At 35.7% G+C, this 19,502-nt stretch carries 18 protein-coding genes and 1 other RNA gene; 5 read left to right on the top strand and 14 right to left on the bottom strand.

The window, feature by feature from the left end; translation table 11 throughout:
* Together ACFSQS_RS04550 and ACFSQS_RS04545 are read right to left on the bottom strand one after the other, a co-directional pair.
* Positions 1-2,040, bottom strand: coding sequence for a GDSL-type esterase/lipase family protein (locus ACFSQS_RS04550; protein WP_388014767.1), 2,040 nt, complete (start codon positions 2,038-2,040; stop codon positions 1-3).
* Positions 2,041-2,237: 197 nt separating this feature from the next.
* Complete coding sequence (locus tag ACFSQS_RS04545) at positions 2,238-3,272, bottom strand: glutaminyl-peptide cyclotransferase (protein WP_388014764.1); 1,035 nt, start codon at positions 3,270-3,272, stop codon at positions 2,238-2,240.
* An 88-nt stretch (positions 3,273-3,360) separates the two neighbouring features.
* Here ACFSQS_RS04545 and ffs point away from each other — a divergent pair.
* The 4 genes from ffs to fsa all read left to right on the top strand — a co-directional run bounded on the left by ffs (position 3,361) and on the right by fsa (position 5,827).
* Positions 3,361-3,459, top strand: an RNA gene (ffs, locus tag ACFSQS_RS04540) — signal recognition particle sRNA small type.
* Positions 3,460-3,613: 154 nt separating this feature from the next.
* Positions 3,614-4,417, top strand: coding sequence for an SDR family oxidoreductase (locus ACFSQS_RS04535; RefSeq protein WP_388014761.1), 804 nt, complete (start codon positions 3,614-3,616; stop codon positions 4,415-4,417).
* Between the two features lie 222 nt (positions 4,418-4,639).
* Positions 4,640-5,065 carry a hypothetical protein gene (locus tag ACFSQS_RS04530; RefSeq protein ID WP_388014758.1) on the top strand — a complete coding sequence of 142 codons (426 nt, stop codon included), beginning with the start codon at positions 4,640-4,642 and terminating at the stop codon, positions 5,063-5,065.
* A 108-nt stretch (positions 5,066-5,173) separates the two neighbouring features.
* A complete protein-coding gene (fsa, locus tag ACFSQS_RS04525) occupies positions 5,174-5,827 on the top strand; it encodes a fructose-6-phosphate aldolase (protein WP_388014755.1) in 654 nt (217 codons plus the stop codon).
* A gap of 62 nt (positions 5,828-5,889) precedes the next feature.
* Here fsa and ACFSQS_RS04520 read toward each other — a convergent pair whose 3' ends face one another.
* On the bottom strand, positions 5,890-7,311 hold the full coding sequence (locus ACFSQS_RS04520; RefSeq protein WP_388014752.1) for a TlpA family protein disulfide reductase: 1,422 nt from the start codon (positions 7,309-7,311) through the stop codon (positions 5,890-5,892).
* 192 nt (positions 7,312-7,503) lie between these two features.
* Between ACFSQS_RS04520 and ACFSQS_RS04515 the strand changes: the two genes are divergently transcribed.
* Positions 7,504-9,129, top strand: coding sequence for an ABC-F family ATP-binding cassette domain-containing protein (locus ACFSQS_RS04515; protein WP_388014749.1), 1,626 nt, complete (start codon positions 7,504-7,506; stop codon positions 9,127-9,129).
* Between the two features lie 145 nt (positions 9,130-9,274).
* Here the strand turns inward: ACFSQS_RS04515 and ACFSQS_RS04510 are convergent, their stop codons facing one another.
* The 11 genes from ACFSQS_RS04510 to ACFSQS_RS04460 all read right to left on the bottom strand — a co-directional run bounded on the left by ACFSQS_RS04510 (position 9,275) and on the right by ACFSQS_RS04460 (position 19,381).
* Complete coding sequence (locus ACFSQS_RS04510; protein WP_388014746.1) at positions 9,275-9,511, bottom strand: putative signal transducing protein; 237 nt, start codon at positions 9,509-9,511, stop codon at positions 9,275-9,277.
* A 14-nt stretch (positions 9,512-9,525) separates the two neighbouring features.
* Positions 9,526-9,744 (bottom strand): putative signal transducing protein, encoded by a 219-nt coding sequence (locus tag ACFSQS_RS04505; RefSeq protein WP_388014743.1) that lies wholly within the window; start codon positions 9,742-9,744, stop codon positions 9,526-9,528.
* A 94-nt stretch (positions 9,745-9,838) separates the two neighbouring features.
* Positions 9,839-12,265, bottom strand: coding sequence for a phenylalanine--tRNA ligase subunit beta (gene pheT / locus ACFSQS_RS04500; protein ID WP_388014740.1), 2,427 nt, complete (start codon positions 12,263-12,265; stop codon positions 9,839-9,841).
* A 234-nt stretch (positions 12,266-12,499) separates the two neighbouring features.
* The gene (locus ACFSQS_RS04495) at positions 12,500-13,132 is read right to left on the bottom strand and encodes an NAD(P)H-dependent oxidoreductase (protein ID WP_388014737.1); all 633 of its coding nucleotides are present in this window, start codon (positions 13,130-13,132) and stop codon (positions 12,500-12,502) included.
* A 7-nt stretch (positions 13,133-13,139) separates the two neighbouring features.
* Complete coding sequence (locus tag ACFSQS_RS04490; protein WP_388014734.1) at positions 13,140-13,658, bottom strand: YceI family protein; 519 nt, start codon at positions 13,656-13,658, stop codon at positions 13,140-13,142.
* A 26-nt stretch (positions 13,659-13,684) separates the two neighbouring features.
* Positions 13,685-14,113, bottom strand: coding sequence for a DoxX family protein (locus ACFSQS_RS04485; RefSeq protein WP_388014731.1), 429 nt, complete (start codon positions 14,111-14,113; stop codon positions 13,685-13,687).
* Positions 14,114-14,141: 28 nt separating this feature from the next.
* Complete coding sequence (locus ACFSQS_RS04480; RefSeq protein WP_388014728.1) at positions 14,142-14,426, bottom strand: GNAT family N-acetyltransferase; 285 nt, start codon at positions 14,424-14,426, stop codon at positions 14,142-14,144.
* A gap of 43 nt (positions 14,427-14,469) precedes the next feature.
* A complete protein-coding gene (locus tag ACFSQS_RS04475; protein WP_388014725.1) occupies positions 14,470-15,183 on the bottom strand; it encodes a pirin family protein in 714 nt (237 codons plus the stop codon).
* Between the two features lie 123 nt (positions 15,184-15,306).
* Complete coding sequence (locus tag ACFSQS_RS04470) at positions 15,307-16,182, bottom strand: AraC family transcriptional regulator (RefSeq protein ID WP_388014722.1); 876 nt, start codon at positions 16,180-16,182, stop codon at positions 15,307-15,309.
* A 113-nt stretch (positions 16,183-16,295) separates the two neighbouring features.
* Positions 16,296-16,772 carry a hypothetical protein gene (locus ACFSQS_RS04465; RefSeq protein WP_388014719.1) on the bottom strand — a complete coding sequence of 159 codons (477 nt, stop codon included), beginning with the start codon at positions 16,770-16,772 and terminating at the stop codon, positions 16,296-16,298.
* A 197-nt stretch (positions 16,773-16,969) separates the two neighbouring features.
* Entirely contained in the window at positions 16,970-19,381 is a 2,412-nt protein-coding gene (locus ACFSQS_RS04460) for an alpha-ketoacid dehydrogenase subunit alpha/beta (protein WP_388014716.1), read from the bottom strand.
* Positions 19,382-19,502: the final 121 nt, after the last annotated feature.

Genomic DNA, 19,502 nt, shown 5'->3' with positions numbered 1-19,502 from the left:
TTATTCTATTATGTTCGTAAATGTTGATGCAGGAAATCTGTATTTGTTGATTAAGTTTCCGTTTGTAAACGACGAAAAAGCATATCTTACAAATCTAGGATTTTCAATTTTTGGCGACCAAACAATCAATTTATCATTTTTGATTTTCGCCATTGCTTTTACAAATACTTTATTAGCTCCTGCAATTTCTATATCGTTTATTTCATTTCCGTTTAGAGTTTTTAAACCTTCGGCATGTTTAAAATGGACTTCTAGTTTACTGTCGATTACGTTTACAAAGTCGAGTAAAGGACCCGAAAAAGCAATTGGTTTGTTATATAATTTTGCAAGTGCAATTTTAGACAATCGCTCGCCAACAATCCATTTTTGCGTAGGATGCACGTCGGTTTTGTGTCCCGCATCATAAGAAACCGCCATTCCTGTGTTTTTAATAGTTAATAATTTACGTTGCGCATTTCTAAACGCACCCCAATTGGGGCGATTGATGCTACTTAACTGCACATAATAAAACGGAAGTTCGGGCTTTTTAAAATGAGTTCGCCAATCGTTTACAAGCATTTTAAATAATCGAGTATATAAATCTTCGCGCTCTGCATTCGATTCGCCTTGATACCAAATAACGCCTTTAAAATTAAAATTTTTGAGTGGCGAAATTCCTGCATCAAATAAAAATGTTGGATCGTAAGGATGTCTGTTTTTTAAGTTTTTATTAAAATTGAAATTCTCAGATTTACGTTTCGAGTTCCAAGAATCTACCAATGGATTTAGCCACAAATCGTTAAGCATGCTAATAGTTTCGTGGGTTTTCTCCATACGTTCTCTACTTATCCAGCTTTGTATGGGCGAACCTCCAACGGCATTGCAAATAATACCAATGGGCACATTTAGTTCTTTTTGAAGGCGATAAGCATAGGCGTAGGCTATTGCCGAAAAGTTTTTAAAAACCTCGTCTTTTTGGTTACTCCAACCCGAATATTTAAAATAATCGTTTGCGTTAATTTTTGCAAAATCTTGCTGGGTATATTTGTTTCCGTGCAATACTTTGGCATCCATAGAAAACACAAAAACATTTGAATTAAGTGAATCTTTTACAACGGAAGGTGCCGATTGCATTTGATGGACTTTCCAATCCATGTTCGATTGTCCTGAAGCCAGCCAAACATCACCAACAAACACTTTGTTGAAAGTGATGTTTTTAGAACTTTGAGATGTCACAGAGAACTTATAAGCACCGCCAGCTTTCATGGCAGGAAGCGTAACTTGCCAAGTACCGTTTTTTGTTGCTTTTGTAGTTGCTTTATTATTGTGTAAACTAACCGAAATAACTTCGCTTGTGTTGGCAGTACCAGTAATAATAATGGGTTCGTTACGCTGAAACACCATGTTTTCGCCGTAGTATTCAGGAAGTTTTAATCCGCCAAAATCGCCAGAAATTGCGCCATAAACTTTAGTTGCAATTACATAAGCACCTTGTTTTGTGGGGTGTAAATTGTCTGGGAAATATTCTGGAAAACGATATAAAGGTTCGTGCAGATTTATAAGCTCTACGTTTGCGGTTTTAGCGATGGTTTCAATTTTATCTTGAATTTCTTGAAAATTTTCTCGCATGCCTTCTTCAAACCAATGATGCCCCGAAAAAGTAGGTGTCATTTTACAGATAATCACTCTGGGTTTTGAAGGTAGATTTATATACAGCGCAATCATCTCTAAATAATCGGCTATAAATTCGTCTTTATGTTTTGGCCAGTTATTATTGCCTTGGTCGTTTAATCCTAAATGAATAATTACGATGTTAGGGGCAAAGTTTTGCGAAGCTTTAAATTCAGTTTTATCCCAATACGGTTTATGCCCGTTTTTAAGCATGGTTGCTCCAGAGAACCCAAAATTGGCAACTTCATAATTGTTACCTAGTAAATTTTGTAATTGGGCAGGGTAAGCATTAGTGGCCCTGTCTTTAATACCAGCGCCATAGGTAACCGAATTGCCAACGCAAGCCACTTTTATGGTTTGGGCACAAATAGGGTTTGTTGTAAAAAACATTAGAAATACACTAATTAGAAGTATTTTAAGAGGCATATTTGGTATTAAGTTAAAATGTTGCAATTTGTTTAATTAGGTTTTTTAACTTTAATTTTGCCCAAATTAAACAGGTTTAATTGCTGGTGTTTAAAGTTAAGCAATAACACAAAACTATTGTACATTTTAAACCACAACAATGGCTGTAAGGGTTTAGCCAATTATTTGTTTAATACTTTAACTTCAAACAATTTGTCCCAGCGCTTACCTGTAACAAAAATAGTTTTATTTTCTGGGTTGTAGGCAATACCGTTTAAAACATCTAATTTATTATGTTGGGTAACTTTTTCTTTAAGTGAAGAGAAATCTATAACAGCATCAACAGCGCCGTTTTTTGGGTTTATAATGGCAACGCCGTTTTTTTGGTATATGTTAGCGTATATTTTTCCGTTAATCCATTCCAGTTCGTTAATACGTCCTATTTTGCCTTTATTGGTAAGTACTTGAATGTAATCTTGTTCAACCAAGGTTTCGGGGTGCAGTATCCATATTTTTTCTGTACCATCGCTTTTGTAAATAATATTCTTATCATTACATAAGCCCCAACCTTCTTTACTGTTTCCGTATTTAAAGCTGCTTAATTTGTTTAAGGTATTTACGTCGTAAACAAAGCCTGTATTTTCTTGCCATGTAAGCTGGTAAATTTTATCATTCAAAATCGTTAAACCTTCACCAAAATATTCATCGGCTAAATTTATATTTTTCAGCACTTTACCTGTTTTGTAGTCCACTTTTCTAAGTTTAGACTCTCGGTACTGCCCTGTGCTTTCGTATATGGTATCGTTAAAAAACTCGAGCCCTTGGGTGTACGAGGTAATATCGTGCGGATATTGGTTAATAATATTAAAGGTATATATTTTTGGGGCTACATCATTTAAAATGGTAATGCTGGTATTTGCGGTTTGCTTGCCGTTGTTAAAAAAAACGGAAGCTTCAATAGCATACTTACCTAGTTTGTGTGTATGCAATGCGAAGCTTTTACTAATTCTTTTTCCGTTTAAAGTATAGATTACAGAATCAATTATGTATTTTTTTTTATTTTCTAAGGAAAGGTTTAAGGTGTCTGATATCGAAATATTACCTTTCTGGGCATTGGTTTTAATAGAAAAATCATTTTTTTTCTCGGCAGAATTTGATCCACAGGATAATATAAAAAAACCTAAAAATATGATTGTGAGGTGTTTGAGGAAATACATGATAAGCTTAAATTTTCAAGCAAGATATTTATTTAAAAACAGTTTAAAAAATTATTGTGAAAATTTTAAAAGGTTGTATCTTTGCAGCCGGCAAGTCCTACACAACCAGCTCCTGTTGAATCCTCCAGGGCGGGAACGCAGCAAAGGTAAATGGTCGTAGCGGTGTGATGTAGGTAGCTTGCCTTTTTTAAGACTATCCTAAAATCCTTTCCAAATAAAAAGGGTTTTTTAAATTATATAAAAGATTTGTTGGTAATAATACCAACAAATCTTTTTTCATTTATACTATTTATATCGATATCATTATTAATTTTACCTTTTTAAATTTTTTATTAATATTTATGTCTAAAGTTGTTTTAATAACCGGCGGTTCATCGGGAATAGGAAAATCTGTTGGCGAGTATTTAACCCAAAAAGGCTTTACTGTTTATGGCACGAGCCGAAATCCAGATAACTATAAAAACAGCAAGTTCCCAATTTTAGCACTAGATGTTAAAGATATTACAACCATAACCAGTACAGTAAAGTTAGTAATTGAAAAAGAAGGGTGCTTAGATGTGCTAATAAACAACGCAGGCGCAGGCATTACAGGCCCCATAGAAGAAATCCCAGAGGCAGAAATTAAAGCCAATTTCGATACCAATTTTTTTGGTCCCATAAACGTTATCAAAGCAGTTTTGCCACAAATGCGCAAGCAACAATCGGGTTTAATTGTAAACGTAACATCTATTGCGGGCTACATGGGTTTGCCGTATCGCGGTATTTACAGCGCCAGTAAAGGCGCTTTAGAGCTTTTAACCGAAGCCTTTAGAATGGAGCTTAAAAACTTTAATATAAATATGACGAACGTTGCACCCGGGGATTTCGCCACCAACATTGCAGCTGGCAGATACCATGCGCCACTTTTAAACGATTCGCCCTATAAAAAAACCTACGGCAAAACTTTAGAATTAATGAACGAACATGTCGATTCTGGAAGCAACCCAAACCTAATGGCTGAAGCTATATTTAAAATCATAAACACCAAAAACCCAAAAGTACATTATAAAGTAGGGGAGTTTATGCAAAAGTTTTCTATTGTGCTAAAACGGATTCTTCCCGATAAGGTTTACGAAAAATTGTTGATGAATCATTACAAGCTTTAACAATTTTTTGGCGTTTCCCTGCGGGTCGGGCTTTTCGTTACAATCTTTTTGTTCGTGCCTCGCAAAAAGGATTTTCACTGCAATCCCTAACGCAATAATCCGCCAATGCCAGTAATAAACCAATAAACTTGTTTTTGTTTACTGTCAAAGCTAACCAATGTTAAACTTTAATATTTTTTATGGTATGTTATTTGATATAAGGTTTCAAAAAAATCTTTCATCATGAAACAATCAATACGCCTCATGCTTTTGCTTTCCTTTTTTACGTTCACTAATTGCGAAAACGTTGTCGATTGTATTATTAATGTACGCCCTGTTCTATCCGATGAAAAACTAGCTGTTGGTGGCGTTAATCAATATTATTCAGAAAAAATATATGCAGAAATAAAGAATGAACCCCAAGACAATGCCTACGACTACCATTTTGATGTTCGAGGAAAAATTCCCGATGGCTTGGAAGTAATTATTGATTTCAGAGAAGTGTTTATTGAAGGCATGCCAACCAAAGCGGGCAGATATACCTTTACAGTATATTTGGATGTCGATCCGCCAAACGGGTATTATTACGATGAATTTGGTAATGAAAGGTACGACGATTCTTTGTGCAGCGACAGTACCTCGAAGACTTATACCATTGCCATTAAATAACAACGAATACATATTTAAAATTGTTAATATATTTTAATTAAATTTTCTTCTGGAGGTCTGTTTTAGTTGTAAATTCGCAAAGAATTTATCACAACTAAATATATACAAATGAAATTTTTTATTGATACTGCAAATCTTAATCAGATAAAAGAAGCGCAAGACCTTGGTGTGCTTGATGGCGTTACCACAAACCCATCGTTAATGGCCAAAGAAGGCATTACCGGACACGATAACATTTTAAAGCACTACGTTGATATTTGTAATATTGTAGATGGCGATGTAAGTGCCGAAGTTATTGCTACAGATTTTGAAGGTATGGTTAGAGAAGGCGAGGCATTGGCCGAATTGCACGAGCAAATTGTTGTAAAACTACCCATGATTAAAGATGGTGTTAAGGCCTGTAAATATTTTGCCGAAAAAGGAATAAAAACTAATGTTACCCTAGTGTTTTCTCCCGGTCAAGCCTTATTGGCGGCCAAAGCTGGCGCTACTTATGTGTCGCCGTTTATTGGGCGATTAGACGATATATCTACCGATGGATTAAACTTGATTTCAGAAATTAGACATATTTATGATAACTACGCTTTTAATACTCAAATTTTAGCAGCTTCAGTAAGACATACCATGCATGTAATAGATTGCGCTAAATTAGGTGCCGATGTTATGACGGGGCCACTAAGCTCTATTGAAGGCTTGTTAAAACACCCATTAACCGACATTGGTTTAGCCAAATTTTTAGAAGACTACAAAAAAGGAAACTAAAACGTATTCGTTTTTTCAATATAAAAAAGCCTCAACTAAATAAAAAAAATTGAGGTTTTTTTTTACCTATTTATTAAACCCAAAAGCTGTTCTTCAAAATTTCGGGCAAAAATATTGGTTTTGCTGTTTACTATCTTTTTGTTTTCATCTACAATAAAAGCTTTAACCATAGGGTAAATGGCCAGCACTTCTTTTGAGGCTTTTGGGTTTTTAAATTGATACTGGTTTTTAAACGAAAAACGGTTGCGTTTTAATGCTTTTAATGAAGAGTCCAAACCATAATCATCAACATTAATAGCAATAAACCTTACTTCTGGGTATTTGGAACGCAGCTCGCTAATTTTATGTTGGCTTTCTTTAAAATGATCGTAATAAGATTGCGACCAAAAACTAATTACGGTTGGAGAGTTAATAAGTGTAGTAATACTGGTTTCGGTATTATTGCTATCTATAAGTTGTATTTCTGGGAAAGAGGCACCCGTTTTTAACTTGTTTAAAGTATTGGCGTAATGGGTAACCATTGCTTTGCCCTTTTTATTGGAACTTTTGTTTAAGTAATAATTTAGAATGGTGGTATTGTTTTTTTCGTTGTTGCTTTTATTTAAAAAGTTTATTGTATAGTGGTGCAACAGTTCTTCCTTTATTTGGGTATCTGTTACCAAACTATCAATTAATGCAAGCCGGTCTAGATTATAGCAAATATTAGAGCTTTTAAAACCATTGTTATTAGCGTGTTTATAATGCTCGTTAAGGGCAATATTGCTAAAATTCCACCGTAAAAATGTATTGTAAATATGGTAGTCTTTTAAAAAAGTATCGTTGTAGTTAATGTTTTTCCTGTAGTTGTAAAAGTCTTTGGGAAGGCCTTCTAATATGTCGTTTTTATTATGTCCATAATGTACAAACGGATAGATTTCTTTGTTAAAATAATAGTAATACTCAATATTGGCAAGTGCAATTTTGTTAAACAGCTCTGAGGTATCATATTTGTTTTTAAAATCCTTAAGCTTTTTGTGTTTTTTGTTTTTTAGGTTTTCTATTTCTTTTTGGTAAGCCCCTGCACTTAATTGGCAGAATTTAAAAATCTTTTTTTCTTCAATTTCGTTTTGTAAAAACTCGTTAATTAAGTAGTTGTTTTTTTTTGCGCCCTTGCCGGTGTAAACCAACGACTCGTCAAACTCTAAAGTATTTAACCTAAGCATAATACTGTCTTTAGGTTCTAGCAATACCATTTGCAGCTCGCCTCCATGTTTAAACGTGTAAATGCCAGGTTTTAAGTTGTTTATTTTATAAATAAAACGGCTGTTGCCGTCTAGCCTAATGGTATCTATAATATGTTTGGATTTAGAGAGCACCACAAAATTACCATTGGCATTAATAATTTCGCCACCCAAATAAGCATAGTCGCCATTGTTATTGGTGCCATCTTGTTTACATCCCAATAGGGTTATTGCAATAAGTAGTGTACAATAAAATAATTTCATAGTCCCGCTTCGGTTTTTTAGCATCAATGCTCAACAAAAACAAAAATATAGCTTGTATTTATAAAGTGCTGTTAAGGCGTTGTTAAATGTTAAACCTATGGTTTTAGGCTTAGTAACATTGCAAAAATAAGTAATGGAAGTTTCGACTTGTGGTTTGAATTTTCTACTTTTGCAAAAAATTAAATATATACTATGTTATCAGTTTCTAACTTATCAGTACAATTCGGGAAGCGTGTACTTTTTGATGAAGTAAATACCGCCTTTAATAATGGTAATTGTTATGGCATAATTGGAGCCAATGGTGCTGGAAAGTCAACTTTTTTAAAGATTATTTCCGGAAAAATGGAGCCCACATCCGGCCATGTGTCTTTAGAGGCTGGCAAACGTATGTCTGTGTTAGAACAAAACCATAATTTGTATAACGACCACAGTGCGTTGGAAACTGTTTTAATGGGAAACAAACCCTTATTTAAAATAAAAACTGAAATTGATGCCCTTTACGCTGATTATACCGATGAAAATGCTGAAAAAATTGGAGAGCTTCAAGTACAGTTTGAAGAAATGAACGGTTGGAACGCCGATAGCGATGCCGCATCCATGCTATCTAACTTAGGCATTAAAGAAGAGCATCACTATACCTTGATGGCAGATTTAGACGGAAAACAAAAAGTACGTGTACTATTAGCGCAGGCCTTATTTGGAAATCCGGATGTGTTGATTATGGATGAGCCAACCAACGATTTAGATTACGAAACCATTTCGTGGTTAGAAAATTTCTTGGCCAATTACGATAACTGTGTAATTGTGGTGTCTCACGACAGACACTTTTTAGATGCCGTTTGTACTCATATCTCTGATATCGATTTCGGAAAAATAAACCATTATTCTGGTAATTATACCTTTTGGTACGAGTCGTCTCAATTGGCTGCAAGACAGCATGCACAACAAAACAAAAAAGCCGAGGAAAAGAAAAAGGAACTCGAAGAATTTATACGTCGTTTTTCTGCCAATGTTGCAAAAAGCAAGCAAGCCACCAGTAGAAAGAAAATGATCGAAAAGCTTAATATTGCCGATATTAGACGAACCAGTCGCCGTTATCCCGCCATAATTTTTGAACGCGATCGAGAGGCCGGAGACCAAATACTAAACATTAACGGTTTAGCTGCTTCAATAGACGGCGATGTGTTGTTTAAAGATATCGATCTTAATTTGAATAAAGGTGAAAAAGTGGTTGTTTTCTCCAGAGATTCTAGAGCAACAACGGCATTTTATCAAATTTTAAACAATAAAGAAAAAGCTGAATCCGGTAAATTTGCATGGGGCGTTACAACCACACAATCGTATTTACCGCTTGATAACAGCGAATATTTCAACAACGATTTAACACTTATAGATTGGTTGCGCCAATGGGCAAAAACCGAAGAAGAACGCGAAGAGGTGAACATTAGAGGTTTTTTGGGTAAAATGATTTTTAGCGGAGAAGAGGCCTTTAAAAAATCGTCGGTATTATCAGGAGGCGAAAAAGTACGTTGTATGCTTAGCAAAATGATGATGACAAGGGCTAATGTTTTAATGCTAGACGAGCCAACAAACCACTTAGATTTAGAGAGTATTACGGCGTTTAACAACTCGCTTAAAAACTTTAAAGGCACAGTGCTTTTTACAACACACGACCATGAGTTTGCGCAAACCGTTGCCAATAGGGTGGTGGAGTTAACTCCAAATGGCATTATAGATAGGCACACTACTTTTGATGAATATATGCAAGATCCCAAAATAAAGGAACTGCGCAATAAAATGTATGCGGTTACTGCTTAATTTACCCATGCTAATAATAAGAGTAAACTGATCTGCACTGAGCGCAGTCGAAGTGTAGTAATCTTTTAAATTGAAACTAACATTAAGATTCTAATTTAAAATAAACAGATTGCCACGATTTTTATTTAAAAATCTCGCAATGGCTCTATATTTTCAAATCAGCATTGATAGTTTCAACAATTTCAACAGCTTTGTCGAGTTCGTCTTTATGCACATATAATTCTTGTTGACCCGGAAAGGATGGACCAAAACCAGCTAAACGACCAGATTCTGATTCGTCTTTAACAACGGGGATAATACCTGTTTTTTCCAACTCAGAAATTATGCGTTGTACGGTAATAAAGCTTCCCGTAAAAATTTTAATATAATTAGAATTTAGCATGGCGATGGATTTTTTTAATTTATGTTTTTAATAATGGCATGGGCTTTTTCAAGTTCGTCTTTGTGCACATAAATTTCCTTTAGCAAGTGGCCACCATATATCTTTGGGTCAAGCCCCGATTCGTTTTGGTCTTTAATAACAGGGCTAATATCTATTTTTTCCAGATCTGAAATTATACGCTGTACGTTAATAAGGCTCCCTGTGAAAATTTTAATATAATTGGAATCAGACATAGCAATGGGTTTTAAAAGTTGTTTACTAAAGATACAAAATATATAAATACAAAAAAAGCCAGCTTTCGCTGGCTTTAAATAAATTTTATAAGAATTACCTTAACTCTGCACCAAGTTGTTTTTCAAAATTGGTTTTAAGCTTGTTCATAATTTTATCGATTTGTTTATCGGTAAGTGTTTTGTTTTCGTCTTGAAAGGTAAAACCAACGGCATAACTTTTTTTGCCTTTTGGTAGGTTTTTACCTTGATAAACATCAAATAAATTTACGTCTTTAAGCAATTGCTTCTCGGTTTGTTTGGCTATTTTGTAAATAGACCCAAATGTAACGGCATCGTCTAAAAGTAGCGCAAAATCGCGTCTTACTTCCGGGTATTTGGGTATGGCCTTAAAAGTAATGCTGTGGTGTTTTAAAGCTTCTAAAATAGCATCCCAATTAAAAACGGCAAACAGTACATCTTGCGAAATGTTAAAATGTTTTATAATGGATTTTTTTACCAATCCAAGATCAACTAATTTGGTTTTGCCCAAGCTTAAACTTAGGCCTTCGCTAAATAAATCGCTTTTAATGGGTGTTTCGTTGTATCTTGCAATGCCTAAACGGTTTAATAATGCGCTAACACTTCCTTTTAAGAAAAAGAAATCGCTCTTTTTTGAAGCCACATTCCAGCTTTCTTTATGTTGGTTACCTGTTACAAAAAGTGCCAAATGCTTGTTTTCTGCTCTGGTTTGGTTGTAATGGTGGTAGGTTTTGCCAAATTCGAATAATTTTAAATCTTGGCGTTTCCTGTTGATATTGTGCGAAACGGCTTCCAGTCCAGAAAACAATAAAGATTGGCGCAACACCGATAAATCGTTACTTAAAGGGTTAAGTATGGTAATATTGTGCTCGTCTTTTAATTGCTCGCTTAAGGCCGTATAATTTGGGTTTGTTAAGGAGTTTGAAAGGATTTCAAAATAGCCTTGGGCTGCCAATTGGTTACCAATAATTTTCTGTATTCTATGGTCTTCAAATCGGGATGTACTGGAAATAGACGCGTTAAGCTTTTTGCTGGTTTTAACATTGTTATAGCCGTAAACACGTAAAATCTCTTCAATAATATCGGCTTCGCGCTGTACATCGTTTCTGTAAGCAGGAACGGTTACGCCCAATCCGGTTTCGGTAACATTGTTTACTTTAATATCCAGCGAGGTTAAAATGCGCTTAATGGTTTCTTTAGGGATTTCTTCGCCAATTAATTTCTTGGCATTGTCGAAGCTTAAACGTACTTGAAAGTCCTCAATTTTATTGGGATACACATCAATAATATCACATGTAATTTCGCCACCGGCCAATTCTTGGATTAATAAAGCGGCACGTTTTAGGGCATATTCTGTGATGTTGGGGTTTATGCCACGCTCAAACCTAAACGAGGCATCGGTATTTAAGCCGTGGCGTTTTGCCGATTTACGCACCGTTATAGGGTTAAAAAAAGCACTTTCTAAAAAAATACTTGTGGTGGTGTTTGATACGCCAGAGTCAATGCCGCCAAAAACACCAGCGATACACATGGGTTTTTCGGCATCGCAGATCATTAAGTCGTCTTCGTGCAATTCGCGCTCAACACCATCTAAAGTTGTAAATTTAGTTCCCGCATCAACTGTTTTAACTTCAATTTTATTGCCAGAAATTTTTAAGGCATCAAAGGCATGTAGTGGTTGCCCCAGTTCGTGCAGTACGTAATTTGTGGCATCTACAATATTGTTAATAGGGCTTAGGCCAATTGCTTTTAGGCGGTGTTGCAGCCATGAAGGAGAAGTTTTTACTTTTACCCCAGAAATGGTAAGACCACAGTAGCGCGGGGCCAGATCTTTGTTTTTTACTTCAATATCTATTTTTAATGTTCTATTATCTACACGAAAGGCACTTACCGATGGCGTTATAAGTTCTAAATTAATATCTTTTTGAATTAATCCAGCTTTTAAATCGCGAGCAGTACCGTAGTGGCTCATGGCATCGGCGCGGTTTGGAGTTAACCCGATTTCGAAAACTTGATCGTTTTCAATATCAAAAATATCGGCAGCAGGTGTGCCAACCTTGATTTTATCATCTAAAACCATAATGCCGTCGTGCGATTTTCCTAATCCCAGTTCGTCTTCGGCACAAATCATGCCGTGGCTTTCTTCGCCGCGAATCTTTCCTTTTTTAATGGTCCAAGGCTCGCCTTCTTCAGTATATAATGTTGTTCCTATTGTGGCTACAGGTACTTTTTGTCCGGCAGCTACATTGGGGGCACCGCAAACTATTTGCAATGGCGCATCGCCACCAATGTTTACGGTGGTTAGTTTTAATTTATCGGCGTTTGGGTGTTTAACGCAGGTTAAAACTTCTCCAACCACAACGCCTTCCAATCCGCCTTTAACCGATTGGTAGGCTTCAATGCCTTCAACTTCAAGTCCTAAATCGGTAAGCAGTTCGCTGGTTTGTTCTGGGGTCCAATCTGTTTTTATAAACTGTTTTAGCCAGTTGTATGAAATCTTCATAAATCAAAATGGTGTTAAGCCCGCAAAGATAAAATAATGCATTGTAATTTATAAAACTTAAAAGAATAATTAATACCTTTATTTGTTAGGGACTTAAGTTTAATGGGTTTGTGCTAACGCCATGGCTAATTTAGAGTTTATAATTTAGAGTTGATAGCAATTTTATAATTCACAACAACGATTTGAGATGTCTCCCAAACCGTTGTTGCTTTTTTGTATTGATGTTTTTTTAAGTTATTTGAGTTCTTCAAAAATTGTATCAATGGTTTTTCTTGTTTTTTTTTGGTTTTGTGCTGTATCCTCAGAATGTCTATAACCAACTGCTAGTAATACAGTGGCATTTAGCCCTTTTGCCTTTAGCTTTAATTTTTCATTGATGGCATTTGCATCGAAACCCTCCATGGGTGTACAGTCTATTTGTAATGTTGCGCAGGCAGTTATTGCGTTTGATAGTGCAATGTAGGTTTGTTTGGCTGTCCAATAAAACATTTCAATTGCCGATTTTTCTTTGATTTTGCCTTTTACAAAATTGCCATAACCCGAGATATTTTCGATTGGAATATTGTTGGTTTTGGCTTTTAATTGCATCAAATCATCAACATCTTTATCTGTTACTTCAACAGTATTACAAAATACAAATAAATGCGAAGCCTCTGTAATTTGTGTTTGATTCCAGGATAAGGGTTTTAGTTGTTCTCTTATTTCAGGACTTTTGATTTCCAGGACTTTATAAGGTTGAAGGCCATAAGAAGAGGCAGATAGCTGTACCGCTTCTTTTATATAATCTATGTGGTGTTGCGCTACTTTTTTTGAAGCATCAAACTTTTTGGTGGCATAGCGCCATTTTAAGTTTTCTATTAATTGCATGATTTAGTTAAGATTGTTTTATTAATTGTACATCAATTACCAACTTTACCGTGTCTGATACGACAATGCTGCCCGCTTCTGTAACGGCGCTCCAAGTAAGGTTGTAGTCTTTTCTGTTAAGTTTCCCGGTAATTTCAAAACCAGCTTTTGTTTGTCCATAAGGGTCAACGGCTATTCCATTAAAATCTACATCTAAGGTAATTTCTTTGGTTACGTCTCTTATGGTTAAATCGCCAATTAATTCATCGCCATTAAATGATTTTGATGTAAATTTTAGTTCGGGAAATTTTTCAGCATTAAAAAAGTCGTCCGATTTTAAATGGGCATCTCTGTCTTTGTTTTTGGTATTTATAGATGCGGTTTTAGCACTAAATTGAAAACTGGCATTATTAAAATTATATCCATGTGTTTTTGCAGTTGCCTGAAAATCTTCGAAATGACCTGTTACTGTAGAAATCATCATGTGCTTTACCTTAAAAGCAATTTCTGAATGTGCGTTGTCTATTGACCAATTTGTATTGTTCATTTTTTATAATTTTTATGTTTTTATTTTTATTTATTTTTCGATAGCAAATAATCTAAAGAGTATTTACCAGCACCTATTATTGCAATGCTTAGGTATATTACCGCATACAGAAGTGCAAATTCTTGCTTAGCAAAGCCATCGTTTGCGTGTATAACAAAGGCTGCAACCAGCATGGTTATTAACAAGGGTATTGCTGCAAAACGGGTGGCCAAACCTAAAATTAGCAATATAGAACAGACAACTTCTGAAAATACGGTAAGTGCCAAAGAAGCCGTTGCCCCAACGCCCAATGGATCTGGAAATTGTATTGGGCCGCTGCCAAATAAAGTTACTAGTTTGCCCCAGCCGTGGGTTAGCATAAAAATTCCGATTACTACGCGTAGTATTAAAAGAGCGTTATTTACGTTACTAGGGTAATCGCCTGAATAGAACATGTGCTTTGTTGTTTTTTTCATTTTTTTTACTGATTAAACGGTTAATTTATTATTGTTTTAAAACGTCTTTAATATCTGCTGATTTTTTAAACATGGCATTTGCAAATGGACATAATGGTATTATTTTTATGTTTTTCTCTCTTGCCATTTCCACAATCTTATAGAGCAATTGTTTACCAACTCCTTTTCCTTTAAATGGTAGCTCTACTTCTGTATGATCTATAATAATAAAACTTGGGGAAGGTATCGAGTAAGTCATTATACCAGCTCGTTCACTACCTTCTCTAGCTACTGCAAAACCTTTGTTTTCTTGTTGTTTTATTGTTGTTTCCATTATAAGGTTTTTAAAATTTAAAGATTGTAATTAAATGGTTTGTTTACATTGTCATTGGTACTTCCATTAAAAGTACACGAGCATTTTCTGTGGCTTTTACACTAATACTTTCTGTGTCCCAAATACCTATTCCGTCTCTTTTAGATAATTTTTCGCCATCAATTTCCACTTCACCATTTAAGATAAACGCATAAACGCCATTGCCGTTTTTTTTGATTTTGTATTCATCGGTGTTTCCTTTTGTAAAATTCCCTAAATGAAACCAAGCATCTTGATGCAACCAAACACCTTGGTCGTTTTTATTTGGAGAAAGCACTTGGTAGAATTTATTGTCTTTGGCGATTTCCCTGATAGAAATTTGGTCGTATCGAGGTGTTACATTTTTTGTTTTTGGAAACACCCAAATCTGAAGAAATTTTACTTCTTTGTCTTTGTTTTTGTTTTTTTCTGAATGCGTTATGCCCGTTCCAGCACTCATTACTTGCACATCGCCTTCTTTAATTACGGCCACATTGCCCATACTGTCTTTGTGTTCTAAATCGCCATCTAACGGAATTGAAATGATTTCCATGTTATCGTGCGGATGCGTGCCAAACCCCATTCCTGCTTGTACACGGTCGTCGTTTAAGACACGAAGTGCGCCAAAATTAATTCTTTCCGGATTGTAATAATTGGCAAAACTAAAGGTGTGGTACGAGTTTAACCAACCGTGATTGGCGTGTCCTCTTGTTTCTGCTTTGTGAATTATTTTGTTCATGGTTTTTTTATTAGTTATACTTGCCTGCATCTTAGTTTGTTTTATTTTTATGATGCAAAGATGGGGCGGTTAAAAAAACCTTAGAATATAAAAAAAAGGTAGAAACTTATAAAAAAACGATATTTAATGCTTTTTTTCGTTTTTCTTGAAGTTTGAAGGCGATACTTGCGTGTGTTTTTTAAAAAACGCACTAAAATTGGCAGGCTCGTTAAAGCCTAATTCGTAGCCAATTTCTTTATTCGATAAGGCAGTAAAATAGAGTAACCGTTTAGCTTCGGTTATTATTCTGGTTTGAATGTAGTCTTTTGCGGTTTTACCGATGCGAGCTTTTACCGTTCGGTTTAAATGGTCTGGTGTAATATGAAGCTTGTTAGCGTAAAATGTAGTGGAGTGTTCTTTTTTATAATTTTTTTCAACCCCTTTTTTAAATGCCCTGATTAGGCTTTCTCCAGTTGTATCGACATCAGATTCTATGGGGTTTATGGCACAAACATTGTTGCATTCTATAAGTAACAGTTTTAAAAATGCGCCAATAGACAAGAATTTCATGTTGTTTTCGCTATTGAAGAGTTTAAAAATTTGATTGGCAAAGTTATCTATGGCTTTAAATTGTTCGTGCTTTGGTGATAAAGGAGGGCTTTGTCCGTAGTTTTGAAAAAGGTTTAAGTTTTCTACAAACGATAACGGAATAGAGTTTTCTAACAAAAACTGATTGGAAAACACCATTGAGTAGCCAAAAGATTTTTCAGCCTCCATAACTTGGTGCACCTGCCCGGGCGATACAAAGAAAATTTGTTTTTTAGATAAGCTATACGCGTTAAAGTCTATTTTATGCAGCCCTTTTGCTTTATGTATAATTAAAACCGTATAGTAATCGTGTCTGTGGGGTTCGTCTATTTTACCGTTTCGCTTGGTGTATATAGCTTCCATTTTGGAGATTCCAAAACTTAGCTCATCCTTGTAGCTGTTTACTTTTTTATATGTTTTAACTAGACTCATTTTTGGTTTTTTTTACCTTTTAAAAACCTGTGGCATAATATTTTCTATTTGTTTTGTTCTGTGTTGTTATAGCTTGCTGCCATAATATAGCAAATTTTGGTTAACACTTGTTTTTAAGCTTGCAAATCCTCTAACATCAAATTATAATCGTATTGCAAATCGTCGTGCAAGGTCGCTATTGCCTTTTTTGTTAAAAGGATTTGGCGGTTATAGGTGTTTTGCAATTGAGTACTGTATTTTATGTTTGGAGAAAAGTCTTTTAATTTCTGGCAGAAGTAGAGCAGTAGTTCCACTTCGGTTTCCTTTTTTTGTGAATACCGGATGTACTTTTTTATGTTTTTTAAAATTTTCCGAACGCTTTTTCTAATGTAAAAATAACTTTTTGTATTAATGGTTTCAAATTCCTCATCAATATAATTTTTAACCGATGCGATATAACCGTCTTCATTGAATGATTCAAACAATAAATAGGTAAGCAGTTCTTTGTTTTCTTTTTTAAATCGCGATAAACGCAAGCAAAGTTTTATTAATTCGTCTGCCGATTGATGCTGTAATTCCTTTTTTATTACCGTTACCGATACTGCTTTCATTTTGTTTATTATTTGTTAATTTCCGCGTTAAGCGAAAAAACAAAGGCTTTTGTCGTAAATGTTATGGTTTTAATTAAGCTATTAAAATAAGCATGCAGCAAGTTAAAAAAAGAAATTTGCTATTTAGGTTAAATTTATAAATAAAACCTTTTTGCTTTATATGGAATAAACTCTTGTGGGCTTTTATATGGATTTAATTACCTTAATTTTGGGTAGTTTTCTGGGTTGGCTTCGTGCATGACCTCGTAAACGGCTTCAAAAATATCTTCGGCCGATGGCTTCGAGAAATAATCGCCATCGTTGCTATAGGCAGGTCTGTGCGCCTTTGCGGTTAGGGTTTTGGGTTGCCCATCTAGATATTGATACGCGTTTTGGGTGTTTAATATTTCGTTTAAAATATAGGCCGATGCGCCACCGGGAACATCTTCATCTATAACCATAACTCGATTGGTTTTGGCTATGCTTTTTACTATGTCGTGGTTTAAATCGAATGGTAATAAAGACTGTACATCAATTACTTCGGCATCTATACCAACCGAGAGCAATTCTTTGGCGCTTTCCTGTACAATTCGAAGTGTAGAGCCGTAAGATACCAGTGTAATATCTGTACCGGTTTTTAAGGTTTCAACCACGCCAATAGGTGTTTTAATAGCACTTAAATTATTGGGCATTTTCTCTTTTAGCCTATAGCCATTAAGGCATTCAATTACTAATGCGGGGTCGTCTCCTTGCAAAAGGGTGTTGTAAAAGCCAGCGGCTTTGGTCATGTTTCTTGGCACTAAAACATGAACACCGCGTACTAAATTGATGATGCCACCCATTTGAGAACCAGAATGCCAGATGCCTTCTAGCCGGTGCCCACGTGTTCTTAAGATTAAAGGTGCTTTTTGTTTGCCTTTTGTTCTGTAATGCGTTGTGGCCAAGTCGTCGCTAATAATTTGTAGGGCGTACATAATGTAGTCTAAATACTGTATTTCTGCAATGGGTCGCAAACCGCGTAATGCCATACCAATACCTTGGCCTACTATGGTGGCCTCGCGTATTCCTGCATCGGCTACTCTAAGCTCACCGTATTTTTCTTGTAAGCCTTCTAGACCTTGGTTAACATCGCCAATAGCTCCTGAGTCTTCACCAAATATTAAGGCCTCTGGATAGGTATTGAAAATAGCATCGAAATTATCGCGCAAAATAATGCGTCCATCTACTTGGGGTGCGTCAACATCATAACAAGGTTTTATTTCCTTTACAAGAGTTGGGGACTGTTTGGTATTGGAATATAAATGCGAGCTGAATTTTGGTTGTAAAGCTTCAATAGTAGTATCTATCCATGTGGCCAGTTGCTCTTTGGCTTCGTTGTTCTCTCCTAAAGTGTGCCTTAATGCTTTTCTGGCATGCGAGATAATGTCTTTTCTGGAAGGTTCGTTTATGGTAGATAAGCTATTTATAAGGGGCTTAACAAACACCCCATTGCTGCTTGTGTTTGCAACGCTGTTCAATATAGAGATTAATTGCTGTTTTTCTTTAAGTATGGGTTGTAAAAAGTCGCTCCATGCTTTGTTTTTTGCTGTTCTAACTATTTTTTTTTGTTGGCGCTCTATATCTGTAAGTGTTTCGTTGGTGGCAATACCGCTTTCAATAATCCATTGGCGCATTAATAGGTTGCAGTCGGTTTTCTTTTCCCATTCCAAGCGCTCTGGAGACTTGTAGCGTTCGTGCGAACCAGAAGTAGAGTGCCCTTGGGGTTGGGTTAATTCTGTAACGTGTATAAGTACCGGTACATGTTCTTCTCTGGCAATGGTAGAGGCTTCTTGGTAGGTTTCAACAAGATTGGCATAATCCCAACCTTTAACACGTAGAATCTCAAAACCTTTGTTGGTTTTGTCGCGTTGAAACCCTTTTAATATTTCAGAGATATTTTCTTTGGTAGTTTGATGTTTAGCGTGTACCGAAATACCGTATTCGTCGTCCCAAATGCTAATAACCATTGGTACTTGTAAAACGCCAGCGGCATTTATGGTTTCGAAAAACAAGCCTTCGCTTGTACTGGCATTGCCTATGGTGCCCCAAGCAACTTCGTTTCCGTTATTAGAAAAATTACTGGTGTTAATGCCTTTAACTTCCCTAAATATTTTTGAAGCCTGTGCCAACCCCAATAAACGCGGCATTTGTCCAGCGGTACAAGAGATGTCTGCACTGGAGTTGTATTGGGTGGTTAAGTCTTTCCAATTTCCGTTATCATCTAGACTGTGGGTTGTAAAATGCCCTCCCATTTGGCGGCCTGCAGACATTGGTTCCAGGTTAATGTCTGTGTTGGCGTAAAGTCCTGAAAAAAACTGCTCTGGGTTTAGTTCTCCAATGGCCATCATAAAGGTTTGGTCGCGGTAGTAACCAGACCTCCAATCGCCCTTTAAAAAGGCTTTGGCCATGGCTAGTTGAGGCAGCTCTTTACCGTCTCCAAAAATGCCAAATTTTGCTTTACCGGTTAATACCTCGCGACGCCCCAGTAAACTACATTCTCTACTTCTTACAGCAATGGTGTAATCGTTTAGGACCTCTGCTTTAAAATCTTCAAAAGAGATGTTGTTTTTCAAATCTGGAATGGTTTGCATTTTTAAGGGTTTTTACATTTGCAAAAGTAGTTAAATTTTGTCGTTTTTACAATTATTAGATATATAAACAAATTGAGTAATTCTTATAAATTCGTATTTTATTTTAATTGAATTGTTAATA

The sequence above is a fragment of the Gelatiniphilus marinus genome (genome assembly GCF_042684345.1).
Classification (GTDB): domain Bacteria; phylum Bacteroidota; class Bacteroidia; order Flavobacteriales; family Flavobacteriaceae; genus Gelatiniphilus; species Gelatiniphilus marinus.
The sequence above is the reverse complement of the archived record's forward strand: the minus strand, read 5'-3'. Positions and strand labels throughout refer to the sequence as shown.